25 protein-coding genes and 2 pseudogenes are annotated in these 26,083 nt (G+C 45.2%); all 27 read right to left on the bottom strand.

Annotated features, from left to right (window positions below; genetic code table 11):
* Nucleotides 1–32: 32 nt before the first annotated feature.
* Nucleotides 33–2,144, bottom strand: a complete 2,112-nt coding sequence (gene feoB / locus LBPC_RS08975; protein ID WP_003660538.1) for a ferrous iron transport protein B — start codon at nucleotides 2,142–2,144, stop codon at nucleotides 33–35.
* Nucleotides 2,131–2,622 (bottom strand): annotated as a pseudogene (locus tag LBPC_RS16510) (FeoA family protein). Before LBPC_RS16510 ends, feoB begins: the two are co-directional and overlap by 14 nt.
* Before the next feature lie 199 nt (nucleotides 2,623–2,821).
* Entirely contained in the window at nucleotides 2,822–3,574 is a 753-nt protein-coding gene (locus tag LBPC_RS08990; protein WP_003660535.1) for an SGNH/GDSL hydrolase family protein, read from the bottom strand.
* Nucleotides 3,575–4,056: 482 nt separating this feature from the next.
* Nucleotides 4,057–5,205, bottom strand: a complete 1,149-nt coding sequence (locus tag LBPC_RS08995) for a GH25 family lysozyme (protein ID WP_003660534.1) — start codon at nucleotides 5,203–5,205, stop codon at nucleotides 4,057–4,059.
* A gap of 10 nt (nucleotides 5,206–5,215) precedes the next feature.
* Nucleotides 5,216–5,662, bottom strand: coding sequence for a phage holin (locus LBPC_RS09000; RefSeq protein WP_032780913.1), 447 nt, complete (start codon nucleotides 5,660–5,662; stop codon nucleotides 5,216–5,218).
* Entirely contained in the window at nucleotides 5,655–5,945 is a 291-nt protein-coding gene (locus LBPC_RS09005; protein ID WP_032780911.1) for a hypothetical protein, read from the bottom strand. The genes LBPC_RS09000 and LBPC_RS09005 overlap by 8 nt, the downstream gene beginning before the upstream one ends.
* A 29-nt stretch (nucleotides 5,946–5,974) precedes the next feature.
* Nucleotides 5,975–6,118 carry an XkdX family protein gene (locus LBPC_RS15625; RefSeq protein ID WP_003660531.1) on the bottom strand — a complete coding sequence of 48 codons (144 nt, stop codon included), beginning with the start codon at nucleotides 6,116–6,118 and terminating at the stop codon, nucleotides 5,975–5,977.
* On the bottom strand, nucleotides 6,115–6,444 hold the full coding sequence (locus LBPC_RS09010; protein ID WP_003660530.1) for a hypothetical protein: 330 nt from the start codon (nucleotides 6,442–6,444) through the stop codon (nucleotides 6,115–6,117). Before LBPC_RS09010 ends, LBPC_RS15625 begins: the two co-directional genes overlap by 4 nt.
* 15 nt (nucleotides 6,445–6,459) lie before the next feature.
* Nucleotides 6,460–9,663, bottom strand: a complete 3,204-nt coding sequence (locus LBPC_RS09015; protein WP_041091530.1) for a phage tail spike protein — start codon at nucleotides 9,661–9,663, stop codon at nucleotides 6,460–6,462.
* Nucleotides 9,664–11,742 (bottom strand): distal tail protein Dit, encoded by a 2,079-nt coding sequence (locus LBPC_RS09020; protein ID WP_003660527.1) that lies wholly within the window; start codon nucleotides 11,740–11,742, stop codon nucleotides 9,664–9,666.
* Nucleotides 11,743–16,428: a tape measure protein gene (locus LBPC_RS09025; RefSeq protein ID WP_003660525.1), complete on the bottom strand. Its 4,686-nt coding sequence runs from the start codon at nucleotides 16,426–16,428 to the stop codon at nucleotides 11,743–11,745. It abuts the gene before it with no gap.
* A 204-nt stretch (nucleotides 16,429–16,632) separates the two neighbouring features.
* Nucleotides 16,633–16,992, bottom strand: a complete 360-nt coding sequence (locus LBPC_RS09035; protein ID WP_032780909.1) for a phage tail tube assembly chaperone — start codon at nucleotides 16,990–16,992, stop codon at nucleotides 16,633–16,635.
* A gap of 159 nt (nucleotides 16,993–17,151) precedes the next feature.
* Nucleotides 17,152–17,760, bottom strand: a complete 609-nt coding sequence (locus LBPC_RS09040) for a phage tail protein (protein ID WP_003660519.1) — start codon at nucleotides 17,758–17,760, stop codon at nucleotides 17,152–17,154.
* A gap of 11 nt (nucleotides 17,761–17,771) precedes the next feature.
* A complete protein-coding gene (locus LBPC_RS09045) occupies nucleotides 17,772–18,143 on the bottom strand; it encodes a DUF806 family protein (protein WP_003660517.1) in 372 nt (123 codons plus the stop codon).
* Nucleotides 18,140–18,559: an HK97-gp10 family putative phage morphogenesis protein gene (locus tag LBPC_RS09050; protein WP_050396399.1), complete on the bottom strand. Its 420-nt coding sequence runs from the start codon at nucleotides 18,557–18,559 to the stop codon at nucleotides 18,140–18,142. Before LBPC_RS09050 ends, LBPC_RS09045 begins: the two co-directional genes overlap by 4 nt.
* A gap of 2 nt (nucleotides 18,560–18,561) precedes the next feature.
* A complete protein-coding gene (locus tag LBPC_RS09055) occupies nucleotides 18,562–18,903 on the bottom strand; it encodes a phage head closure protein (RefSeq protein WP_003660513.1) in 342 nt (113 codons plus the stop codon).
* Nucleotides 18,896–19,240, bottom strand: coding sequence for a head-tail connector protein (locus LBPC_RS09060; protein ID WP_003660512.1), 345 nt, complete (start codon nucleotides 19,238–19,240; stop codon nucleotides 18,896–18,898). Before LBPC_RS09060 ends, LBPC_RS09055 begins: the two co-directional genes overlap by 8 nt.
* 72 nt (nucleotides 19,241–19,312) lie before the next feature.
* The gene (locus tag LBPC_RS09065) at nucleotides 19,313–20,482 is read right to left on the bottom strand and encodes a phage major capsid protein (protein ID WP_003660510.1); all 1,170 of its coding nucleotides are present in this window, start codon (nucleotides 20,480–20,482) and stop codon (nucleotides 19,313–19,315) included.
* Entirely contained in the window at nucleotides 20,482–21,168 is a 687-nt protein-coding gene (locus LBPC_RS09070) for a head maturation protease, ClpP-related (protein ID WP_003660508.1), read from the bottom strand. The genes LBPC_RS09065 and LBPC_RS09070 overlap by 1 nt, the downstream gene beginning before the upstream one ends.
* A complete protein-coding gene (locus LBPC_RS09075) occupies nucleotides 21,165–22,316 on the bottom strand; it encodes a phage portal protein (protein ID WP_003660506.1) in 1,152 nt (383 codons plus the stop codon). The genes LBPC_RS09070 and LBPC_RS09075 overlap by 4 nt, the downstream gene beginning before the upstream one ends.
* Before the next feature lie 6 nt (nucleotides 22,317–22,322).
* Nucleotides 22,323–22,496 (bottom strand): hypothetical protein, encoded by a 174-nt coding sequence (locus LBPC_RS17015; protein ID WP_003660505.1) that lies wholly within the window; start codon nucleotides 22,494–22,496, stop codon nucleotides 22,323–22,325.
* On the bottom strand, nucleotides 22,496–24,385 hold the full coding sequence (locus LBPC_RS09080) for a terminase TerL endonuclease subunit (RefSeq protein ID WP_003660503.1): 1,890 nt from the start codon (nucleotides 24,383–24,385) through the stop codon (nucleotides 22,496–22,498). The genes LBPC_RS17015 and LBPC_RS09080 overlap by 1 nt, the downstream gene beginning before the upstream one ends.
* Nucleotides 24,372–24,839 carry a phage terminase small subunit P27 family gene (locus LBPC_RS09085; protein ID WP_032780906.1) on the bottom strand — a complete coding sequence of 156 codons (468 nt, stop codon included), beginning with the start codon at nucleotides 24,837–24,839 and terminating at the stop codon, nucleotides 24,372–24,374. The genes LBPC_RS09080 and LBPC_RS09085 overlap by 14 nt, the downstream gene beginning before the upstream one ends.
* A gap of 139 nt (nucleotides 24,840–24,978) precedes the next feature.
* Nucleotides 24,979–25,473 carry an HNH endonuclease gene (locus tag LBPC_RS09090; protein WP_003660499.1) on the bottom strand — a complete coding sequence of 165 codons (495 nt, stop codon included), beginning with the start codon at nucleotides 25,471–25,473 and terminating at the stop codon, nucleotides 24,979–24,981.
* Between the two features lie 19 nt (nucleotides 25,474–25,492).
* Nucleotides 25,493–25,639 carry a hypothetical protein gene (locus LBPC_RS16825; protein ID WP_162259788.1) on the bottom strand — a complete coding sequence of 49 codons (147 nt, stop codon included), beginning with the start codon at nucleotides 25,637–25,639 and terminating at the stop codon, nucleotides 25,493–25,495.
* A gap of 19 nt (nucleotides 25,640–25,658) precedes the next feature.
* Nucleotides 25,659–25,982: a hypothetical protein gene (locus LBPC_RS09095; RefSeq protein WP_041091533.1), complete on the bottom strand. Its 324-nt coding sequence runs from the start codon at nucleotides 25,980–25,982 to the stop codon at nucleotides 25,659–25,661.
* Between the two features lie 12 nt (nucleotides 25,983–25,994).
* A pseudogene (locus tag LBPC_RS17275) lies at nucleotides 25,995–26,081 on the bottom strand (ribonucleoside-diphosphate reductase); the annotation flags it as partial.
* Nucleotides 26,082–26,083: the final 2 nt, after the last annotated feature.

Here is a 26,083-nt window from a genome sequence, read left to right on the forward strand (position 1 = left end):
CTAAGACTCCCTTTTTTAAATGAGTTGACAAGTTAAAAACTTGCAGCAATTGCCGGAACCGGCCGTTTGATTAGCAGCCCATAAACAATGAGCAAAATTGCGACTAAAACTAGCCCGATGCTCATGACACTGGCTTGGCCGGATACCACGAGACTGCCTTGATAAATCAACATCGTGAGAAGATAAGCCACGCCAGTTTGATAGCCCACGGCACGCCATGTCCACCGTGCATCACCAAACTCCTTGTACATCGTACCAATCGCCGCAAAACATGGGGCACCCAGCAGATTGAAAACCAAAAAGGCATATCCTGCCATCGCCGGATAGGTAGCGCGCAAAGCCTGACCAAAGCCGCTAGCACTGCCTGCCCCAAAACTGATATGTAAGGTACCGACACAATTTTCCTTCGCGATCAAACCGGCTAAAGTGGCCACGGTAGCATGCCAGTCGCCAAAACCCAGCGGTGCAAAAACCGGTGCAATGATGGTTCCTAACGCGCGCAGCATACTGTCATTTTCGTCAACCATCTGTAAACCGAAATTGAAATTAGATAAGAACCACAGCAACACGCATGACAGAAAGATAATAGTCCCTGCTTTCTGCACAAAAGCGCGTGCCCGCGACATGACACTGCGATACAAGTTGGTTAGGCGTGGCAAGTGATAGGCTGGCAGCTCCATCACAAACGGCGCTGGTGGACCAGCAAATAAGGCTGTTTTTTTAAGAAAAATCCCCGAACAGATCACGGCAATGATCCCCATGAAATAAGCGGATGGTGCCACCCAACTGTTGCTTGGAAAGAACGTGCCGCTGACCAGCGCGATCACCGTCAACTTAGCTGAACAGGGCATAAACGTCGTCAACATGATACTCATTCGCCGATCTTTTTCGCTTTCAATCGTCCGCGTCGCCATAATCCCAGGAACCCCGCAACCAGTCGCTATTAAAATTGGAATGAAGCTTTTACCGCTCAGATTAAACCGATGAAACAGCCGATCCATGACGAACGCAATGCGAGCCATATAGCCGCAGTCTTCTAAAATACCCAAACATAGAAAAAGCATCATAATCTGCGGCAAGAAGCCCAATACGGATCCAATACCGCCAATCAGACCATCGACAATCAGACCGGATAGCCATGGGGCAACGGCCCAACTTTTCAAGGTGCCGCCGACGACACTTGGCAGCCAGCCACCAAAAACCGTGTCATTGAGATAATCACTGCCGATTGTGCCAATGGTTTGAATCGATAAATAATAAACGGCCCACATGACCAAGACGAATATTGGCAAAGCCAAATACCGATCTGTCACAATGCGATCGATTTTGTCGCTCATCAACATCACAAAGTCATCTTTGTCAACCACACACATCGCAATGACGCGCGCAATGAAGTCATAGCGGGCATTCACAATAATGCTATCGGTTGTATCATCAAACACATGCTCCGCCGTCCGTAAAATTTCATTCATCTGATGTTGCTCGTCTGAAGAAAAGGCCAATTGCTTGACCACTTGCGGATCTTTTTCAAAAACCTTAATGGCATACCACCGCAACCGATCGGCAGGCACCTTCTGGTCAATCACATCCTCAAGCATCGTCAGCGCCGATTCGAGTCGCGCATCATACTCAGGAAAGGCATAAGGCTTTGGTAGCGGCGCCTGAATGGTTTGCACCAACTCCTGTAAGGCAGCCGGTTTAGTTGCTGTCGTGGCAATGACAGGCACCTGTAATGCATAACTCAGCTTTTTTAAATTAATCGTTCGATGGCCCGTTTTGACCAGCACATCCATCATGTTTAAAGCGACAATTAACGGCCGCCCGGTTTCCATAACTTGCAACGTCAAATAAAGATTGCGCTCAAGGTTGGTTGCATCCACCACATTCAAGACCAAGTCCGGTTGATCATTTAGTAAAAAGTCGCGCGTCACGATTTCTTCACTGCTATAAGGTGACAATGAATAGGTACCTGGAAGATCTTGAATGACTAAGGCATTATCCGCTTTCAGCCGGCCAGATTTACGCTCAACTGTCACCCCTGGCCAGTTACCAATATGCTGCTTAGCGCCGGTTAAGGCATTGAACAACGTGGTTTTCCCGCTGTTAGGATTGCCTACCAATGCTAACGTTTCACGTATCGCCATCGCTTGTCACCTCCGTCACCAGCACATGTGCCGCATCCTGCTTGCGAATGCTCAATTTGTAACCACGGACCGCTAGCTCAATCGGATCACCCAAAGGCGCAATCTGATGAATTTTGACCAACGTGCCTTTGGTGAGACCCATATCCATTAGGCGGTGACGCAACGGTGGATCCCCTTTAATCGTGCGGATCAAGCCTGCCTGCCGCAATGGCAGATCAGCCAAGGCAATGGCAGGGGTATCAGCATCCATGGCAAACGGTCGAACCACGAGTAACTAGGCAATTTCATCGCTAATTGCTAATCGCTGACCTTGAAAAAAAATCACCATGCCTGACAACTTGCTTGCAGGCTAAACCACGGTCACTTTTTTGCCCACGACTAAGCCCATTTCGGCAAGATGCCGCCGCAAAGCGCCACTGCCACCAACGCTCATCAGTAAGTAAGCGCCCGATTCCCGTACATCTATCAAGGCCTGCATCGCGCTCATCCCGCTTTCGTCACCAATTTTGTGCTACTGGTAGCATAGCATGTTTTCGCACGAGCAAGGAAAAAAATCAAACAAATGCTAATCTGACAGGCCACTTTTGCATACATGGCATTGCTCATAGGATTTGAAAAAGCGTCTGTGATCAGTCTCAAGTACTGCGCACAGACGCCAATCGTGACTCCAATTGACTTTATTTAACTTTCGCCAAAACCGCTTTTGCAACGGTTGCGACATAATGCGTCTGGCCCTCTGTGGTCGGATGCGTTTTGTCCGCTACAAACCAATCATCATGGCCTTCTGACGCCTTGTGCCAATCAACAATGTGCAGATTTTGATAACGATGACTCATTGAAACAAGATCGCGATTAACTTCATCTGTCCAAGTCGTATCTGCATGGACATTAATCCAATATACCTGCCGCTTGCTGCCAAGAGTATTCATAATTGACGCGAACTCAGCATCGGTAAATGTGCCATTGCTTCCCAAGCCGATAATCACCGTGTCAGCAAGCTTGCCTGAAGCCGCTAATGATTTGAACAAATCCGGTGCTTCATAAATTTGTCGACTCACACCAGCATCAAAATAAATCTTCGGGAAAAGTTCCTTGTATAAATATTCGCTACCCAGCATGACCGAATCACCCACTGCTGTCACATCCAGTTGCTTGGCCGCTTGCACTTGATTAAAACTGAGGCCGTCAGCGGCAAAGTCTTTATAAACTGGATCTTTGGCCTTCTCAGAAGCTTGTGTTGCCTCCCGCATCTTTTTAGCCGAAGCTCGCGAGCGAACCGCTGCTTTAGAGCTTGAAGCAGAGGCGGCCGCCGCCTTTGCTTGTGCCTGTTGATGAACACCAAACCAAATACCGCCGCCCAATAACACAACGGCCAAGATGGCAATACCCCAGATGAGTCCCTTTTTCGATTTTGTTTCCTGTCTATGCATGCCGCACCCCTTCAAACAATTAAGTTACCGTATGATGATATCATAGAAAGTAGCATGAGTGCGCGAGCGATAGATGTAAAGCGTGGTGGTTAGTTCAGTGCTTAACCGAAGAAATGTTGATGACAAACGTCTGTCACGAATCAGTTTTGACCTCTTCACGCTGAGTTAATGGCGGCATGTCGCTCGAATGAAGCTACACATTGAACAAAAAAATCCTTCCAGTTAATAACTGGAAGGACTAACGTGTTCAACGAGTGACGTTCCACGAAGAATCACTCATGAAAAGATGCCGGCTGCAGGCATTATAGTTTGCTATGCATCAGTGCCTGCACCCTTTTTGTCCCCTTTTTGTCCCCTTTTGCCGGCAAATCTAGAAGCATCCAGAAGTAAGTTATTAAATCGTGTTTCAACGGCTTTACAGTGACTGATGATTTAGAACACAAAAATAAGCCTCCCGCCATTGCTGGTAGGAGGCATTTTTGCTACCTGATGTATAGACTTTCGCCAGGGTAGATCAGGCTGTAGATTGATTTCCCATTATTGGCTGCCAGTGTGTACATGCTAATACCGTACTTGCTGGCAATACTCCAGAAACTGTCACCAGAGCGGACAGTGTAGGACGTGTGGCTTACCGGTGAGGTGTATCCAGACGAACGCGAACCATAGCTCTCACCACCATTTACGCCCAAGGCAACATAATGATACCTGCCTGAATAGCTGAGGTACCGTGCCCAGACGTATGAACCGCGAATATACACATGATCATACACAAGGCTCTCACCCGGCACATAGCTGCCAACTGCCGTGTATCCTGTACCAGCACCAGTGCGGATGTTAACAGCCGTGGAAGGCTTGAAAACACCAGTTTGCGCATAGTCGGAATCGCTGGCTGCATTTAATTCTGCTGGCTGGCTTGGTGCCGTTGTTACATGTGTTGACGGGCTGAGTGTCTGATTCGCAGTAAAGAAATCATCATATAGCTGACTGACATCAAAATTACCATAGCTACCGGCGAATTGTTGATCACTCCGAAATTGCCAAGCATGATGGCTCGTGTATCGATCACGACTCGTGTTATATGGATAATCAGCAATCCAGCCTTTATCAACAGACATTTTTGTACCAACCCAACTACCCATTGTATAGATAGTTGACCGATACCCAGCTGCTTGAACAACCTCCATAAATGCCTTGTTGTTTGCGGTATTCGCTGCATAACTATTATTAGCTTGCTCGCTTGCCTCCACATCGGTTGCTAGAACAGCTCCAATTGGAAGGCCTGCAGACTGAGCTGCGGCTACGGCAAATCGTGCTTCTGCACGTGCTCCCTCAACTGTGGTGTAACGGGCAAAGTGATAACCGTTAAGATAAAGTCCGGCTTGCTTCGCACTCGCCAAATTATACTTAGCTGTTGGGTCTACATAAGTAGTCCCCTCACTAACCTTTTGAACAACTGCCTTGACTCCGTAATGAACCAACATGTCATAGTAATTGTCATACGTCATCAATCCGTTGTTATTAGAAGTATCCACCATGTCGGTATTTGCCGCATTGACCTGCGATGGCAGGGCAAAAGAAATAGCCGCCAAGAAGGCGACTACCAAAGTGATTAGTTTAGTTTTAAATTTCATGGTGCCCTCCTTATTGCTGTGGAGCAACAGATTCTGGTGCCAGCTGAGCCTTAACTGCGTCTGCGGCCGCCTGAGCTGCGGCAGCTACCTTATCTTGATTAGATGCTTCCTGATCAACTGTTTTTTGTGGATATGTTTCTGCTAGGCTGTCTTTCAAGTCCGCAAAAGCTTTCTCAACCGCGTTGGCAATTGTCTGCTCGTCTGTGCTGGTGAAGCCAAGCGATTTTAAGCCGTCTTTCACAGCTTGAATGGCAGTCGATTTCTTAACCGCACCGTCAATAGCCTGTGTCACACCGAGCTGTTCTGCCGCTGTTACCGCAGCATTTGCCAATGGGCCTAATACCTTTACCAAAGTGAGTGCTTGCTTGTTAGCCAGCAACTGTTTTGAGATCCAAGCCCCAATGATTGGGATTGCTGCTACTGCAAGTGATACCAAAAGTTCTGTCCAATTATTCATCATCATTATCTCCTTTAATGCCTACATGGTCTTCCAATCGAGTAATCCTAACCGAGTGACTGCCAAGCTCGTCATCGTGTGTTTTCAGATGAGCATTCAAGTCTGCCAGCGATTGTTCGTGCAGTTTTAGCTGACGATTAATTGTCCCTGAAAGCACTTGAATATCAGAACGCAATGGATCTAAGGCAATCTTTTTGAACAGCCAGCTGCCCGCACTTACACCCACCCCTATGATTGATATGAACTCCGCCCAGTCACCAATCGTGTATCCAAAAAATGTCACTTTCTCACTTCCCTCCACAAATATAGCCGCTAGATTTTGCTGGCGACTTGCTTAACAAGCTCATCTACTTCTGCTTGGCTAATCCAGCCGACACTCACGAACAAGGCTAAATCATCCTTGCTGTAGATTCCTTGCTGATAGTAGCTGATAATTAATGGTTTATATGCGTTCACGATTTTGCCTCCTTGGTCAATGTTGCCACCTGCTTTATCAAAGCTGCGTTTGACATAGTTAGACTAGCAACCATCTTCATAGTTTCAGCATTTGCTAAGTCAGCTGCAGACGGATCAGGTTTAGGTCTGTCAGCGTCTGGGTCATAATCAGCATCAGGAACGACTTGACCGTCAACAATACTTGCATGGTTCTCATACAAGCCAATGGCCTCATTAACTTCAATAACTTCGAATCCTTCATTGGTTGGCCCTACTGGTCTGTTTTCATCGGCATATGCCCAATTAAGCAGTCTATTATTGCTATCCGTCCACACTTTTATTTTCATAATGTCATCTCCCAGTTACGCAAAAAATGAATCCCCCGTTGGATAATCGTCTTTTGTTATATAAGAAACAGATCCCCCATAACTGCCAGAGGCTTTGGAAATGTTGCTATACCAGCCGACCGTTCCTCCGCTTGGCGTGCTTGAATACATAGCTGTAGATTGTCCGGGATCTGAAAAGCTCAAGCAGCTTGCAACAATTTTGTTTGTCAAAAGAGGTGTATAACCGGGTCTAATATCTGCGAGCCTCAAATAATTGTACTGATTAGCTATTGTGTGAATTTGAAAGTTGACGGTCACCAAATTTCCACGTCGCGTGTAGTAAATATATGCGTAATCAATATCAATGTTTCTTAGCGCGGTTGTATTGACGTAGAAAAATGTCACGTTGTCTGCCGAAGTGAATTTAGATTGGATATATTTTTTTGTGGCTGCATTTTCAGCGCTAATTAATGTTGAAAGATTGAGCTTGCCGCCTTGAAGGTTAGCGTATTGGGTATCTCCGGCATTGTCAGGTGTTCGTTCCCGACTGATAAATCCTGATGGTCCTAAGTCGCTAATCAGCGTGTGTCCGTCTGCTTTTCCTTGATCATTTTCAAGGTTGCCTGTGATATTCACGTGACCATATTGCATACTGGTGTTGCCACTGCTAAACTTTCCTAAATTGGCATCACTAAGAGCAGTGTGATTGAATGGTGCATTAATGTCAGGAGAATTAATGATTGCACTGTCAACCTCAATTGCAACAAGTTTTTCAATATTTAGAACCGCTTGCTGGATACTTTGGTCAATCCAAGTTGATCCATTGTAATACTGTAATGCTGTGGCATCGTTGAGTGTTGTGCCATGCCACCATAGGTCGCCTTTCTTGGGACTAGCAGGCGTGCCAAGTTGAATGTAAGTGTATGGCACATCCTTGCTTCCAGGAATACCTTGAGGGCCTTGAGGTCCCTGTGGCCCTTGAGGACCTCGCGGACCAGTATCACCCTTCTGTCCAGTTTGGCCAGTCTCACCAATCTTGCCCACTGAGTATCCTGCTTCTGTAGTGCCGTCGGTGTACGCCCATGTGTACTTAGTCCAAACATAATAGCCGGGTGAAGCTGCAGGAATCGTTGTTGTCCAGCCAGTTGTTGGAGCTACTGTACCGCTGGTATTTGATGCGTATTGGATAAGCGTTGATTTGATGCCTACGCCATCCTTACCCGGTTTACCGTCGGTACCACTATCACCTTGTGGTCCCTGTGGTCCTTGCACTAGTTGCCAACTATAAACAGCCGGATTAGTGCTGTCAGCTTGTGTGAAGTCTGTGTAACTACCGATGTATTTTCTAGAACCCGGAGTGTCCAATGAGAAATTTGTTCTACCATCACTACTGTCAGCATAGGCAATATGGAAGTACGATGTTTTGCCATCTGCACCCGGTTTCCCCGGCACCCCATCTTTACCATTCGCGCCATCTGCACCTTTAATCAGTGACCAGCTATAGTTGCTTGGATTGGTGCTATCGTCAGATACGAAGTCGCTGTAGAAACCAATGTACTTACGGTTAGGATCAGTGGTTGAAAAGTCGGTCTTCCCATCTTGACTATTTGCATAAGCAAAGTGAGCATAGGCAGTACGACCATCAGCACCCGGTTTCCCTGGCAAACCTTGATCACCTTTGGGCCCCACATCACCGTCTGCGCCTTTAAAAAGCGCCCAATTGTAATCAGCCGGATGGGTGCTGTCTGCCTTTGTGAAGTCACTGTACGTGCCAATGTACTTTTTGCCATCGCCACCGGATACCGTGAACCCGCTTTGGCCGCTTACATCATTCGCCCAAGCAGTGTGAAAATAGCTTGTACGGCCATCAGCGCCTTTTGCACCGGGAACACCATCAGCACCATCTTTGCCCTGAATCAATGCCCACTTGCCAGCATAATCTGCCGGATTGTCACTTGGAACGGATGACTTGGCATTGGGAACAATCGCCATGTACTTCTTTCCGGCTGGTAGTGCTGACATGTTAGTGCCTTTATCGTCATCGGCGTAACGAATCCATGGATAAAACTGAATGGCCTTGGGAATATTTTCAATCTTAACTGCCATATCTTTGAGTGCAGAGTACAAGTTAGGCTGCTCATTTGCGTAATCCCCTAAAGTGAGCTTGGTATAATGACCAGCGCGGCTGCGTTCAACCGACAGCACTTTCGCGGAAAGAAATAGATTCTGGTTCTCGTCAACAATGTGTACCGTTTGATTCAATGGCACATAGGGCGCATTTGCCAAATCAACTTCATAGTTGACATTTGGGTGGTTATACTTCTTCAAGTCTGCCAAAGCCGCTTGCAAAAGTGCTGCCTGCGAGTTTGAATCAAACGTTTTAACCCGATTCCAGTCAGAATGTGTTGGGTTAGGGTTGCTGTTGCTTAACAAACGTGAATATTTCTGTACGGCAATGGTATCGTGCAAGAATCCGTACTGATCAAGCACAAACTGTCCGGTTGGATCAGTCCAACTATACCCAATCAAATTAATTGGATCGTTTGAACCGTCAGGTGTAGCACCATAGGCCTTCACCGATGTTTCCATGTCGTAGATATCAACTGTCTTTACAATATTGTTGATGTCTTTGTTCATCTCAAAGGAAATTAAACTGTCGGAAGCGTCCTCGTGTCTGATATTGATAACACGTTTTACGGCAGTCGTACCTACAAAAACAAAGCCAAAGCTAAGCACTGCATCAAAATCTTTTGCGACTGATTTAATGCGGCTAAGTGAAGTGTCTTCATCTGTCCATGTAAGTGTTCTGACGTCTGTAGGAAATTCATTAATACCGATCTCCCAGCCAGAATCATTTGTAAACATGAGGATGTAATCAGCAATAGTATGGGCTTTGTCAGCTTTATAGGCACCCACCACCTCATTCATCAAATCGTTACCCGCATCCGTGCAAACGACTGTATGAATATGTGCTAATGCATCATGAGTAACACTGGCAATGACCATTTGATGTCCATTGCCTTCCTCATCTTGATATAAGACAAAGTTGTTTTCAGCCGCCATTTCATCAATAGCTTGCTCTTGCTCAGTTTTAAATGGTATTGTCAAGGTTAAGGCAATGGCAGGCCTGTCATCAGTTGTTTTAACTTCACTATCCGCGCTAACAAGCCATTCGCCTTTGCCATTAGTCCTTGCAACGCCCATGACGTTGAATTTGCGGTCTGAGAAATAGTATTCCATTTACAGCCACGCCTCCTTCAAATTAACTTCACATGCAAACGGTTTTGCCCATGATGATGGCATGAGCTGAATGGTAGTGTCACCAGGTGGCAAAAGAAACTTGTCCCACTGGTTGCCTAATGTATGCAAGGTGCGATCCTCGCTGCCATTGAAATAAGTTTTGGTACTAGCCACATCAATTGTAATTACATCGTCATTGCTGAAACGATTCTTAATATCTGTATACCAATTGACGTTCTGCCATTTAACGGTAGACGCAATTAGATACATAGTCGATTCGCCCCATGTCTTGTCACGCATGAACCATGTTGAGAATTGCTTAGTCTCAACATTGGCAGCATCCGCAAAGGTAAACTGGCGGTTAATAGTCGTCTCTCTCCCTCTATTGCCAACCCATGGTGACACTCGGAAAACAACTGAATTACCAAATTTCTGCAATTCCAACTGAATGAACTTGTCATTAGTGAAAATATTGCGATCCAACTGTTCATTGACAACTAGCTGGTCTTTGTAGTAACACATCCACCATATTTGGTCAGACAGTGCACTATTGTCTTTCAGTATCATCTGAAAGATTGGCTTGCCGTCACTTTCTAAGGTTGTTTCGAGTGCACCTACCTTTGCTACCCCAGTTTGAAAACGTGTCATAACATCCCACGTGAGATTGCTCTTGAAGTTACCGTTATGTGTCTGAGCAAGGTTGTGTTTGATTGAAGGCCCATTCCAATACTTGTGGTCGCCAGTAATGCTGGGCCAATTAGGCTCAACCTTCCAGCCATCATAGCTGTCCTGTGTCCAAATCGCATTGCCAATCTGTTCATTCGGCGTAGCTGGATTGTCTCCCCAGTAAAGATTATTGGAAGCTGCTTGATTATCCATATGCGAGCCTTGAACGGCTGCCAAATTCAAGGCCACTTCACTTTCTTCGCTGGTATAGCCATCAATTTCTTCAGGGTTGCCAAACTGAAGCGCGCCACCCTGACTATTGGCAAATCCTAGAAATCCATTATCAGCGTGCATAGTTGCCGTAATAACTGGCTCGACAGGATAGGTGCCGCCATTGTGCACCGTGATGGTGTCGGTATAATATTCAGGATCAGCTGGGTTAGGCGACCAAGGAGAAGCAATTGGCTCTTTTCCTAATTTGATATTATCAATACAAATCCAGCCCGGACTTGCTGATGTTTTAACAAAACCAAATCGCAAAGCGGTTACAGTAACGTCTTTATCCGCTGTCCACGTTTTTACAAAACGATGCCACGTTGTTCGACCTCCAGAAGTTTCCCGTTGGTCATGGCCCATTGACAGACCCCCAATTGGGGAATAATCACTCATCAGCAAATAGTCTGACGCTTGTCCAGTAGCTGACCATGCGCTTGCATAGTAGTAGCTGTATGTCCATGTTTCTCCTGCTTTAATGGCAACTGGTTCAGCCAATTGATATTGTACATATTGATCTGGATCGACTGATGAATCTTTGCTGAAGTTTCCAACTTCAAGCATAAATTTACCCATTGGTTGTGGAAATGTTCCATCAGGTCCCGCATTTACGGAGAAAATCCTATCCTTCATTTTTATGTCACCCCACGCAAAGTTTGCTGGGGTTTTCCCAGATTCAAAGCCAGAATCTGTCAGCACGTTAACTGGCACGTCCTTGTATGGCGTGTTGTCAGCCGTCTGCGTGGCTACAGAGTGCGCAATGCCACCATCGGGACAGACGAAGCTGATTGAGATTGTCCCTGATCGGAAACCTTCGGTGAAGGTAGGCTGACTATCTACGATGGCAAGATAATATTTATCCGGTTCATCCCCAAAGATTAGTTGCTGTGGTTCGTCCGCATCAATAGCAGCGGCCAAGGAACGCCTTAGTGGTACCAAATCGTCATTCATAACGATCCCAGTTACCAAAATCGTCTTGACGTCCCGTGACATGTATTGCAACATCTGACCATCGCTAATCCCGACCTTTTGCATTGTGTTGACGTGATTAGTTCCTACATCACGTTCGACCATCTGTACATACATATACTTGCTAATATCTACTCCAGCGTATGTGATGGTCACGCCTGCTTGTTTCAATTAAACGGTTCCTCCTTTCCAATAAGCATTGAACCTGTCTTTTCTGTCGTTGTACTGCTTAACTTTTGGCGCAACTTTTGGATAAAACTGATCGTCACCAACTTGCAGTACAAAGCTAAGTTTCGTGAGAAGGTCGGCAATGTTGTCCAGCTTCTTTCCTAAACCATCTGTATCGCCGCTTTCGCTTTCAGCAACGGAACCATTACCCAAGTTGTGATTGATGTTGGTAACAGCCTGTCCCAACAGCTGCCAAGCACGGCTTGTTTTAGTTAATGGCAAGATTGTTTCTGGACCATCTTCGCCAACAAGCGCATGGATTGGCTGTGTAATCAAGCCACCATTGGCGTAACCTTCACGGCCGCTTACACGAGCAAAGGCAGAACTTCCAGAGCCATAAATTGATTTCATGTAGTGAATACCGGCAAGCAGATCATCATAGCCGTTATAGACATCGCCGTGACCTGGAAACTTGTTCGCATTGAATGTTGGCCCAATGGTTTGTACAAGCCCCATTGAAGGTATGCCGGCTCTGGCGTTGCTATCCCACAAGTTAATTGCCTTAGGATTACCATTTGATTCACGCTGGATAACTCGCATCCATGCAGCAACTTGGTATGCCGAGGCATCAAATCCATTAGCCTTTAAAGCTCGAATAACATATGGCTTCCAACGTTGCACGCCTGAGCCACCGGGATTGGCCGCACTCATTTCTTCTTCCAACTTTTTAATGCGGTCAAAGAAGCCTGCTACGCCTTTTACATCTTCATCACGTAAAGCAGCTGAGGTGTGTTGAGCCATTGAACCAGCGCCAGCAACCGAATTAACGTTGAATATCTTCCCCGCTAAATTGGTGAAAAACTTCAATGGATTCCCAACTTGTGTCAGAATATTGCCAACTGTTGAGCTTACCTTGTCCCATACTTTTGATGCTGTCTTCTTAATCCCGTCAATAATGCCGTCAAGGCCACCTAAACCATTGGCGTAGCCAGGCAAAACATGTCCCAATTCTCCAGCCAACACCTTAGAAGTATCGCGTGCGTTTAAGATGTAGTCACCTTGCTGTACTTTCGTCAGCTCGGGACCGTTAGCTCCCAACAGTTTATACGTACCAGCATAAGGCTTGTATTGAAGTTCGGGGCCGGCTTCACCAACTAGTGCCATGCCATTCTGAACGGCACCACCATTTGCATATGCAAGTTGCTGAACCTGTGAATAACCATAAGTTGGCTTGGCTGCTGGCATTTTGTGTCCACCGAAGAAACCAACAATTTTGTTCCACCAACCAGCTAATCCACTGAAGATGTCGCCAGTGCCATTCGCTTGTTTTGATGCAGCTGACATTGAACTGTTGGCCTGCTTAGTCATGTGGCTAACAACCGTTTGCGATTGATCTGAAGCATAGCCATTCACCGAATCGTGCTGCTGAGAAGAAAGTCTAGTCACTTCGGCACGTTGACTGTCAGTTGCTTTTACTGTCTCCTTATACTGATTAGTAGCGTGCTTTGTGACTTTGTTGTATTGGTCTTTAGCAGCGCCCGAAGTGTCATCTCGCTGCTGTCTCGCCTTTGATACGATGTCTTCATACTGAGACTTGCTAATAGTTCCCAAGTCTTTGTACTCGTGGTCTGCCGTTGATTTGGTACTCTTATAGCGATCATCAGCAGCCTTGATAATGTCATCACGTGCATGCTGTGCAGGTTTGACTGCAGCGTCATATTCTTTCTTGGCATTTTTGGCGGTGCTATCAATTTGAGCAAGACTCATACTGCTCTTTTTCTTGTTAAATTCATTAAGCAGTTTTTCTTGCTGGTCTGCACCCTTCTTAACAAGAGTTGTAATTTTACTATTGTTGGTAAGTTGATCCTTTGCATATTGATTTGCGTAGGATTTGTAGGCCGCTAGTAGTTCCTTGTTCTTTTCGTTTTCATATTTCTTAGAATTAGTTCCGTACTTTTGCGCAATTTGCTGTAGCTTTTTAGTATTGCCGTTAGCAATATTTTGCGTTTGCGTGTAGTAGGCATTGGCATCTTTAGCCATTTGAGCATAAGCAGATTTCTTTGCCTTAGCTGCCGCTTGATCAGATTTTTTAGTCTTAGCAAGTTGCTCATCGGCTTGTTTCTGAGTTAAGACGCCTTCTTTAACCAGTTTTGCTAAATCAGATGCGGAAGCCTTTTCTTTTTTGGCATAGTAGCTGTCAACACTCTTGCTCATCTTTGAGTAGGTATCTTTTACAGACTTTTGTGCCTGTGCAATGGACTTAGGGTCTGTGCTAAACGAAACAACCAGCTTCTTGGATAAAGCCTTGGTGTATTTGGCAAATGAATCTCCCAAGGCCTTGGTATCAGAGCTAAGTTTAGGAGCCCTAACTGTGACGCCCTTGCTAGCATCATTCATGGCCTTCTTAATTGACTTGGCCCATCCCTGCACAGTCTTAGTTGATCCTAATGCATCACCAATCGCTGCACCGATACCAGCACCAGCAGCAGTGCCGGCGCCCGGTATAACAGAGCCTAAAGCAGCACCTATTCCAGCGCCAATTGTTGTTCCTGTTCCTTTTGAAGCCGCCTTAATCTTTTCCTGTGAGCTATTCGAAGTAAGTGCTTGTACAATACTGCCCGCAACATCAATTCCAGCACCAATGCCGCCTAGTTTGCCTAAGCCGCCTACAACTCGGCTACCTAAACTGGCTTTTTCGACTGTGCTTGCAGCCGCGCTCGCCCCACTTTCTGCAGTGGCTAATGAATTACCAGAGCCTTTTAGCAGTGAAAAATTAGACGCAATTTTGGCGAACAGACTTGTTTCGCTTAAAGCTTTCAGACCGCTGTACACATGACCTAATCCTGCTGCAAATTCCAGTGCTTTTTTTGTCATCCAAAGCCCTGCAATCACTTTGACGGTAGTTTGAATACCAGATTTGTTTTTGACAATATCATCTAGCACATCATGGATAGCCTTTAGCGGGTCTTTCATCGTCTTTGCATTAGTACCACCAACGTTTAGCCACCCGGCAATGTCTTTGATTGCAGTTTTGAACAGGGACCAGACTTCTTCGCCAGCAATTTTGGCAATGTCCCACATATCTCCGGCAATACCAGTAACATCTTTTTTGTGTGCGGAAACATAGTCAAGAATGTCTTTCGCTCGATTAGCAATATTAGCTAGGCCTTTACCAAGATCGGTAGCCGCTTGCTGTACAACTGGTGAAGTTAGAATACCTGAAAGAGATTGCATGCCGCTATTCTTAACATCAAAGAGTGGCGCGGTCATTTTAGCTTTTAATGTGGTCCAAGCGCCTGACATTTGAGCCATTGCGCCTTCACTGGTTTTCCCAAATTGGTCAAATGTGCTCTTGCTTGTTGTCCCAACTTTATAAACCAAGTTCATGAAGTCGTCAGACTTTATTTTCCCGTCAGCAACCATTTTGGCAAATGACTCCTGACTGACTCCGGCAGCTTTGGCTAATTGTGCACCTAAGGTAGGAGCCTGCTTTTCAAGTTTGGCAAGGTTGGTTGTGGTTAAATCACCTGAGGCAACGACTCGCGTCATCGCCTTAGACAAAGCGTCCATGCCGTCTCCGCCTTTGTGCGAAGCAGTGGCAATGCTAGCAATACCAGCACTAATGACGAGAGTTTTACTTGTGACACCATGCGTCATGGTATCAACGGTGGTTTGCATTTTGTTAACTTCGCCACCGGTTGCACCAGTTTCACTGCGCAAATATGACATTTGATCGGAAAGAATCTGGACATCGTTGGCCGACTTGCCCATGTTCTCCCACGTCATTTTCAGCTTTTCTCCGGCCTCGTTAAGTTCTAGCCCAGACTTTACCGTGTCGGTAATGCTTGAGCTTAGACGTTGCCAGCCGCTTGTGATGGCGTTAGTGATAAGGCCGCCTTCAACAATTTTGCGAAGCAGGCCCGGTGTCTTTTCGGCTTGTTTGTTTGTTCCCGATATAGCTTCTTTAACTCTGTTGAAAACAGAGGGGTTAGCCTTATCCATTTCAGTTTGCAAACCAGTCATAGAAGACTTAGCCTTTGCTAAACTGGTAGCCGTTTCATCAACACGCGTCTTCTGTGTACGCCATGCGTCTGAATCCTTGCCACTAGCACTGGCAATCTTATCCAACTCAGCAGACTGTTTAGACAACTGTTCATTCAGATTGCCAATGGAGGACTTATAGCCATCCATTTTGGCCTTGTTGGCTTCTTGCTGTTTGCCTTCAGCCTCTAAGCGAGTCACATAAGCTTGATTTGCCCGTGCAGCGGCTGTGTACTCTTGCTGTAAGCCAGCTAATCCAGACTTTTGATAGTCCATTGCTTGCTTGGCACGGTCTTGTTGAGACTGCATACTAGCAAGTTGCTTAGTGGCACCATCAATTTGTTGCTGATACTTTAAAAACTGTTGAGCAACATCGGCAGTATTGCCCTTGAGTTCACTTTGCTTAGACTTTAAAGCATCAATCTTAGCCTGTTGTGACTCAATAGACTTACCCAATCCATCATATTTAGCTTGAGCAGCTCCAACTGCATCACCAGCAGATTTCATCTCTGCTTCTTGAGCTTTCCAAGCGTTTTGGCTGGAACGAACAACCGCTGTTAATGATTTGACGGATTCGCTGGCACTCAGCAGATCCAGGGCAATCTTGGTGCTCATTGTTGCGTTATATTGTTGTGCCACTTTAATCACCCTTTCTCTTGGTATTGCTTCCACATGATTGCCGGATCAATTGGACGATCTTTAGGACTTTTTGCATTTAGCAAAGTTACAAATCCGAAATATTCCGCATCCCAGAATTGGTCACTAGTCCAGTGCATGTTGACCATTGCGTTTTGTCCCATATAATCAAAGTCTTCAAGCTTATTCTTTAATTCAAAAACTCGTTCTGGAGCACTAATTATCTTCGTCTTCGCTTTTGCTGGCATCGGCCTTCTTTGCTGACATATCGATGTCTTCATCGCTAAGTCCTTGAACGCGAAGGGCAACTCTAGTAGCAATTTTTACAGTTTCAGCGAATGACAAATCGTCCAGCTTTTCTTTTTCTGCTTTGTTTAAGTTAAGCGTATCGACAATAAAATCTGTATTGCTGTTGACCGCATTTAGGCTGGCATGAAGCTGCTCAGTAAACGATTTGTTCTCCACATCATCTGACTCGGCCATGCTGAGCTGGTACTTTAGTGTATTTCGCAGAATACGATTTGTTACTTTGACTTCATGTACACGATTGCTAAGCTGGCTAACTTTGATTTTCATTGGTAATACCATCCTTTGTATTTGATAAGGTCGCTGTGGTGAATCGGACACCACCAAGTTCACCAGAAAGCGACTTTTGAGCATAAAAAATAGCGCACATTCGTGAGCCATTCAGTTGTTGCTATGAAATTGTGTCAGATTGCGTCTGTCAGCACCGGCTTATTTGCCTAATGAGGGTGACAGTACATATCCGCCAAACACTTCTTTGTACATGTTGGCTTTATCAAACTTAGAATCAAGGTCGCTGTAAATCTTGTATGGCTGGTTTCCAAAGGCCACAGTAGAAAGTGCTGTGTAAGTCAAAGTGTCATCTACACGTTGTTCTGCTGCCGCATCAGTCTGAATGTTAGCTGCGGTTTCGGTCATGACGCCATCACCAAATCCATAATAGACAAAGTGCGCCCGATCAATGGTTTGAGCGGTAATAAGCAAGGCCACATGAGCCTTCAAATTCTCATCGGTCCAACCGCCCTTGGTATCACTGACAAAGCCTTTAATTTGCTGCTTGATTTTGTAATCCAAGTTGTTAATATCCAAAGCCACTGTTGGTTCTGAAGTACCAACGGTAACGTCTTGGACGTTGTTGTTGCCATAGATCTTAGCAATTGTACCTGCTAAGCCTGTAATGTTGGCCGTTTTAGTACCTAAATCTTTGTGATCGACAGTATAGACACCGTCTGTGCTTAGTCCTGTATCAGCGCCAGAAATTAACTTTTGCTGTGCATCAACCAAAGCAAGCTGAATTTGATATAAACCTACTGTTGCCATTTGAATGCCTCCTAAATATTCTTTGTTCTACTGAAATAAAATGTGTTAAAAAGTTGCTGTGTGTCTGGGTCTAATGTTCGTTGCCTAACGGCCGCTACCTGCCAATGCTGATGAGTAAAAGCCTTCATCATGGCGATCTCAATGATTTCGGGATCAGAATCGAGCAATTGCGAGTACCAAATCTGTACTTCTACTTCCTGATTCAGCGCCCAGAAATCGTTGTCACCATGGGCGGTAGGATCATCAGCAGCATCAGTAATCAGCACGACTGTTGTGTTCAGATTATCGACTAATTCTTGCGGCAAGTTATTGCCTTTAACTGCATTGATATTGGCAATTTTGGCTTGGGTAAGCATCGTTACTGCATCACTTACAGCGCTCATTTATCCCCACCACCATTCGATTTGGCAATGATTGCCTGATATTTATCGGCTTCAGCGGCAAATACAACATCTTTGGCATCGTCACGGGCATTATCAACAAAGTGATCCCCGCGGATGTTCTTTGTCCCGTCATTTAAGAAACGAGCAATGTAGGCTTTATTGCCAAACGCGACCGTTGAGCTGCCATTATGGTCACCGTCAATATCTCCTTTTTTACCACTAATGTCCTCGCTCAGATGCCCATACTTGCCACCAGTACCCTTAGTGTCTGGGTGTTTTTCTTTGGTTGCTTCTTGTAGCTTGCCAGCAAATATGTCAGCACCAGCCTTGGTAATCTTCTCTTGGTCGCTAATAGACAATTCGGCGGCCTTTGATACTTGCTTAAGCCATTGGCCAAGTGCCTCATCCATGTCCACGGTTATGCCCCCTTAGTTGTTTTGACTAGGGTCAGATAGTCATAGCGAATAGCATCGTTTGAATCGTCTGGGCTAATGTCTGAAATGTCATACACAATACCATCAAGGCGTGCCTGATGTTGGCTTGCGTTACGTACATCGTGCCTGACAATAACTGTGATTGAATTGTCCAAACGTGTGCCCACAAGCGTGTACTGCTGGGTGAGTGTCCGCGTCTGCTGCTTGAAATGCAGACTATAATTCGGAACAAAGCTAGTGATATTAAGGCCAGCACCAGTCGTGTGTGATTTTGGAGATCCGAGATCAACCTTGCGGCTGAAATCGGCTACTTTAAATTTAGCCATCAGTCCCACCAGCCTTTGCTGCTTGATCACGCTGAATCTTCCAACGAATGCTGTTGATCATGTAAGCATAGCTGGGTGGATAGGCCTTGCTTTGGTCAGACAACGCGCCACGACTGTAGTACATGAAGTCCACCAATACACGTACAGCTTGGTTAAACAATGGATATTTCCTGTATATACCAACGTCAATCGTGTCATCGATGGCCCCAATTATTGCTTCTTCTGCGGTACTGATCATATCGGCAAGCACCGAAGCATCCCCATTGGTATCAAGATTAAGGTATTGCTGCATGTCTTCCGGGGTGACTCCCAGGCCAGCAAGGGACTTGTCTGTCATATTCAGCCCTCCCTTAATAGCCGCCCGTCATTATCAGCGAATTGTTTATTTCTTAGGCGACTAATAATCGTATTACTTACCAAGACCGGAACCAGGTACATCTGTATTGGTCACAAAATATCCAGCATTGCTATCGGCCTTTTGGACGCCAAATCGGAACGCGGCACCAAGATATTTACCGTAGATCTTGCTGTCCTCCCATGCCAGAGTGACCTGCTGACGATCCGTAAACAGGACACCACGCTTCAGATCACCAACGAATGCTTTTTGATCACCTGCAAGAGAGCCGAGAAGAGTATCACCAACAACATATACAGGCACACCAAGAATCGTGCCCTTTGCAGTACCATCGGTGATTGAATCAGACGCATCATGAAGCAAGTAACGCCCATTCTTGTCCTTCAAAGTATCCAACGTATTGAACAGGGATTGAGTGACAACCAGCGCACGACTGTAAGCTGGATCAAGATCAACGTTCAGGATGTGCTTAAGGCTATCTACAAGAGTATCAGTGGTTGTTGCCTTGGCTGTGAATGACTGCAATACAGGCGCAATCATCGCGTTGTAAGTATTGACAGACTTCTCGTTAATGGACTGGCCAACAAGTGAGGTCAAATCGACTTGCGAATCAGCGATAGCTTCTTCGGACAGTGGAATTGCGCCACGGTATGTTCCTACAGACCAATCAACTTTATTGAACTCAGGCTCAGCAAGTTTGGGATTTTCGGCCAATTCTGCCACGCTAGAAAAACGATCAGTTGCCCGTTTCAAAATAGGGTACGTGCCCTTAGGAGTGGTAACTGGGGTCTTGGTAACCAAGGTAGACAGATCAACAACCGAATTTACTTCTGCGGTAGGGTCATAAATAATTTCTTCCGGAATTAACACGCCTGCTTCGGTCGAAGTAACGTGACTGGTTGCATCAATCACCTTGCCATGGCTATGGATGAAGTCGTTGATAGCTTTCTTCTTGTCATCAATTGGCTTTTTTGACAGGTCAGTGCCTTTCTTGCTGCCGTCATCTTTGGTCTCAGTCTTTGTTTCTGATGCTTTTTCTGCTTCCAAATCCTTAATCTGATCGTTAATAGCGTCCCGACGTGCCTTGGCAGCGGTTAAGTCATCCTTGATCTTTTGGAAATCATCCACAGATGCATTTTCATCTTGTAATTTTGCGTTGAGCTGCGCGTTTAGGTCGGCACACTTGGCGCTAACTTCATTGAAAATCGTTTGTAATTTGTCCATTATTGGACCTCCTTTTTGTCATAAAAAATAGCCAGCTTCTTGGTTAGCAGATTGTCTTGCTTTGGAAGTTGACTACGTAGCTTTTCATTTTCATCCTTCAGATTCTTAATTCGTTGAACTGCTTGATGTGGAATAATCGGGCCCACCGCATTTACAACCGGCGCGTCGAAGTCTAGCTTTTCATCAGCCAATCCTAGTTCGACAGCTTGATCAGCGTCCAGCCATGTTTCTTTATCCATCAATGCTAAAAAGTCATCGGCAGGTTTCCCAGTCTTTGCACCATAGATGTTTGCAATTGCACTATCGGTAGTTTTCAGCATCCCAGAAGCAGCATCCATCTCGCGTGAATTACCACTAGCATCACTTGATGCTCGATGAATCATCATCTTAGCACCAGGCGCCATCTGAACCTTATTGGCACCCATGGCAACAATGGTAGCCGCAGAGTATGCGTTTGATACGATCTTTGCTGTCACATTTCCTCGATAGCTACGCAAAGCATTGCAAATTTCCGTTGCTGGATCTACCTCGCCACCATCGGAGGCAATCTCAAGTGTGACATCAGATCCATCGTCAGGCAGCTTATCAACAATATCGGATGGAGATGTTACAGTCATTCCGAACCAATCACGATAAATAGGGGCAGAATCATCGCTTGTAATGTAGCCCTTAACAGGAATAATCACTTGTCATCACCTCCCTTCGTTTGGTTAGTAAGTGGTTTGAACTCCGGCAAGTTATCTGGCAAAAAACCAGATCGGGTGAGTATAAATTGTGCCTGTTCTGCACCTAGCACCCCAGACTTAGCAAGATTTGATACCTGGTTGATAAGCGCCGAATCATCAACATCCAACATATCTTTGATATCTAATTCGAGATCAGGCGCGTTCATCTTCAAACGCAACTCATCCACGATTGGATTTACATATGAGTTTAAGTTCGCCAGATATGTTGCCTTGATCTGGTCAATGTTGGAATGTTGGCTTTCAGTCGATGTGCCACCACCCAAAATGTCGCTGGGTACGCCAAAGGCCTTGGAGATTTGATCAGCAGAGTATGCTGAATTGTCAGCCAAGGCCTTAAATACATCCGTCTTCATTTCAAGCTGGGTGTAATCGAACCCATCGGGTAAAACCATCAAGCGACCGGAGTTATCACCGGTGTTTGCCTTCTCAAACTCTTCACGTGCCGATTCTAAGTCTTTACCATCGCTTAAATAGTTGCTGATTGTAAGCTTTCCGGCAGGATTAATCTGGTTTTCCATGGCGCTCATGTTGCTCTTTGAGGCTTTATCGTCCAAATTAAGGGCGTTTTGCAAGCTCTCTAAAGGCGATCGACCAATCAAATAACGATATTGTGGGTCTGGCATGAGCCTAAAATGTAGCATTTGGTCTTGCCTAAGAACCATTTGAGGACGATCATTGCCCTCCAAAACCGTATAAACAATGCCCATATTGCCTGGCAAGTAGTTAATTTGGACGTCAGAGTTAGGAATATGTTCCAAATTTTGGCCAACTAATGGAATGTAATCATTGCCTGACAAACACAGCTGCATCAACGCACCTTGCCAAAAAGAAAACCGGCCTATCAAGCCGCTAGGGCTCTCAAGTCGGTTCAATGTTGCAGTATTTTCAGTTTTGAAGTGTGCCGAGGCAACATCGCTAGCAATACGGTTGATCACACTATAAACATTAGTGTTTTGCAAAGCGGACAGCGCCGAAACATAAGACAGCTGCATGCCGCCAACCGTGGTCGTGAAAAAAGCAGAATTGCTCGGATAGACCATATTTTTGGCCTTGCGTTTGTTGAAATTTTTAGGGGTTAGAAGTCCCATTTAACTTCACCCCCTTTCTTTGTCTAGAATGTAAGCAACTAAACACAGCTCAAAGCCTGCAACTAGATAACCAATAACAACGTTAAAAGTGAATGCTGCTACCGCAATCAGTGCCAAACCGGTGATAAAGATCATCACCGTGCCCCAACTGCTGAAAAAATTGCCAATAATCTTTGCCATTATTTACCACCTCCAAACATTGCCTTGAAAAAGTCACGTTTTCCCTGCACGTCCAAATCATTCAGTGGGTTATATCCCTCATCATGATAGTTTTCGAAATAGAACTTTGCCTGCGCATGAGCATTAATAAGCGCATCAGTCGTATCAATATGATCACTCGTGCGATTTTGACGGTCAATCTTGACCGAACCGCCGCGATCTTCTACCAACACAGCGTTGTTCAGCCCATCAATCAGTAGCGGATCGTTCAGCATCGAAATGTTGCCATTAATAAACAGATTCTGAAAGTCCTTAGTAGGTTCATTCAGCTTGAACGAGGTAGGAGGCAAAGGGAACCATTGCCACTGCGGCTGATAATTCTCCAGTTTCTTTTCTAGCCATTCACCATGGTTTGGATCTGCAATAATGAATTTTACTTTTAGCCGATGTTGATTAACATAATCAACCAACCACTGGTAAACCTGATCGGTGTTGATTACGCCTGATGCAAGATTCGTAATATCCACAAAGCCTGCATCTTGCAATTTAAGGTAATCTAATCCGTCCTGTTTCGACTTGGCTTCAATGGTTTTTGCCTGTGCGAAGGGAATAAAGCTGTGCTGCTGAACATGAAACATGTGTTTGTCATGATCGGTATAAGGATAAATGAAGCCAAAAGATGTATTATCATTGGTCTGCGATCCGTCAAATCCGATGAACACATCACGTCCATTAACATCAAAATGGTCGATAATACTGCGCTGAATGTTGTCTAGGGACAAATAGCTGTTTTGAAATCTCCGGCTCCACAGATTTAGTGACTTATTTACGAAGGTTTCAAGTGTTCCCTCACGTTCGTTATCGTTGCGGTCTTGATTAAGGGCATTTTGAAGGTTATCGCGTTTGCTTTTAGGCAGCTCAAGCAGATTAGGATTTGATTTTGCCCATGTTTCGGGTTCAAACACCTCATCCTCCGAGTCCTGAGAATAAATTACTTGAAAAACATTGTCAGCGTCTCGAACGGCGTCATGCTCAATGGCAGCCCTAGTTACGTCTTCATCATTCTTAAACTTAACCTTGATATCGGGGTAAGCTGTTGAAATCTTGACAAACATTCGGTTCTTAATGCCATTTTGCCCGGATGTAATCTGCTTTAAGGTCTCATTCAGTGCTGGTCTCAAGTTGCCAATTTCATCGTAAACAGCGATTGCGTTGTGGAAACTATCAAAGCCACCGCCTTGTGATGTGCCTTTTCGAATCGTATTCTTAGTATTTTTTGCAATAACTTGCGTGGTCTGAGCTTCCACGCCTCGCTCTCTAGCATCATCTGCAAAGTCCGGCAGGGATAAAATTGTCTTCGCCTGCAAAGATACGTCATTGAACAGCTTGGTTGCATGTTCACTATCGTAACTGGCCACTAGCAAGTCCTGTGATGTCGCATTCCAGCACACTACGAAGTAATAAAAGTTGATTAGGATAGAAGCAAGCCAAGTTTTGCCTTGCTGCCGAGCAATAGATATGTTGGAAGTTGTGAATCTGGTGCCATTGTCCAGAGTGCGCCATCCAATCAAGCTATCAAGGATAAACGATTGCCATTTGAATGGTTGAATTTTCTTTGAGGTGTCATCTGGATTGGGCAGCAGTCGTGAAAAGTATTCAATGGCATTAACCATGTCGCAATTATATTGGTAAGGAAAATCATCATTGCCAATTCTAAGCAAATCGTTTAAGTGCCGAATACATGCCAACTGCACGTCTCTACCAGTCATGTATTTATCCGTAAACATCACGTCATAAGCGTATCTTGTCCCTGGGTCGCGGTACTTATCAAACAGTACTTGGTAATCTGATTGGTGCGGCTTTACGTAACCGCGAATATCTTGCACACCAGTGAAATCAAACGTCCGCACCAAACTTAACCTCCTTCAATGGGCTATCTTGCTTAGGCTTTTCTGGCTCTTCGACAGTTATCTGGCGTAGTCCAGAGTCAAATGTAAGGCCCAAGTCATGTCCTAGCGACTTCATGTTTTTTACACAAGAGTCCATCTGAACAGCGCCCGGAGAGCGCTTCACCGCAACATCATCGTTGTCATAAATCCACAGCCCTTGTTTTTCGATTAGCTGCTCAGACTTAATGTAAATAGAGTAGTAGCGGCAATATAATTCAAGCGCTGGCTGATCTATCTTTTTAAGATAGCCAATTTTCTTTATTTCTGGAACAATCGCCTTCCAAAGACGCGATGCTTCATCATCAAGATGAGCTGGCGGTGTGTTCTGGATCTCCTTAAGATCATCTTCATCAGCTGTCACGGTATTTGAGCTTTTTGAGTGCAATACTGTCAATTTTGGTTGATTTTCAGGCAAAAAACACACCTCCTTTCAGCATCAGAAACCGCTATTTATTGGGATTCAAGTCTAAAAAGCCGAAATTTTTCAAAAAATGAGTTTTCGGCAAATGGACACTGGTGTGTGAGGTCCCCTGCGACCTACATAGGGGCCCCCGTTATTTTTTGTGAGCGAGAATCCATGTTGATATTTTTTCTCGTGTCCATTTTGTCGCAGTGTCAAGATTCTCTATTCGTGATTGTGATTTATATATCTTGTCCTCTAGCTGTGTCTTCCAATAGTGACAGCCTTTGCACAGTACCCATAGGTTGTCATGATCTAAGCACTTGCTTCTGTCAATCCTCAAAGGCACGATGTGATCAGTGACTAGATAGCCAGGCTTGTCATAGGTCTTGCCACAACATGCACAAGTGAAGTAGGCATGAGCTTTAGCATCACGTGCGGTGTGTTCCCATATCTTAGACTTATAGAATGCGGCGGACTCTTTGTCGCGCTTGTACTTGTCGTAGTACGATGTGTCACGTTTAACGTGCTTTGTGACATCAGCATAGTTAGGCTTATACAGGGATGCGTGCTCAGCGCAGTATGGATTTGCTTGATCATACGGGATTACATTGTTGCATCCAGCCTTGCGGCATACCTTCACACGCATGCGCTATTCCTCATGTAATCTAATGACGATCCCCAATCCGATAAACAACACCAGCAAAGCAATCATCACTATTAGTGGCGCGAATACTAGCAGCCAACTCCATGCGATCAAGCCGAATAGCTTGGCCAGCACGAATATCAGTGTTAGCAGTAATAAAAAATTGCACATGCTAAATCTCCTCTCGATTAAGATAATATGATTGTCGAATAGGAACCGTTACCGTCAATATTTAGACTAGTAACATCCCATCCTGATTTATTTAGCAAACTGATTACTTCATTAACGACTGCTGGATTGTACTTGGCAACGCCAACTGAGATTGGGGATGTAGTATTAATTCCTTGATTAATGGCATCGTTCACATCAGCAATCAGACTGTCTTTGTATTTCTTAGTTGCATTGGCACGAGTTGGCAGTGATTCTTCCATTTTTGGTAGCACTGGTGCCGGTGGAGGCAACTGACGGTGAGACAACTGCCTACTTTTGCCTTTAATATTATTTGAGAGCATATGTTTCCCTCCGTGTATTGTTTCCCTTGATAGCTCTTCAATGATTTTTTGCTCCGTGCGGCTAACGTAGCCATAGCTAACACGTTTCATACCTGACATGA

Origin of the sequence: Lacticaseibacillus paracasei subsp. paracasei (assembly GCF_000829035.1) — a bacterium.
GTDB classification, from domain to species: Bacteria; Bacillota; Bacilli; order Lactobacillales; family Lactobacillaceae; genus Lacticaseibacillus; species Lacticaseibacillus paracasei.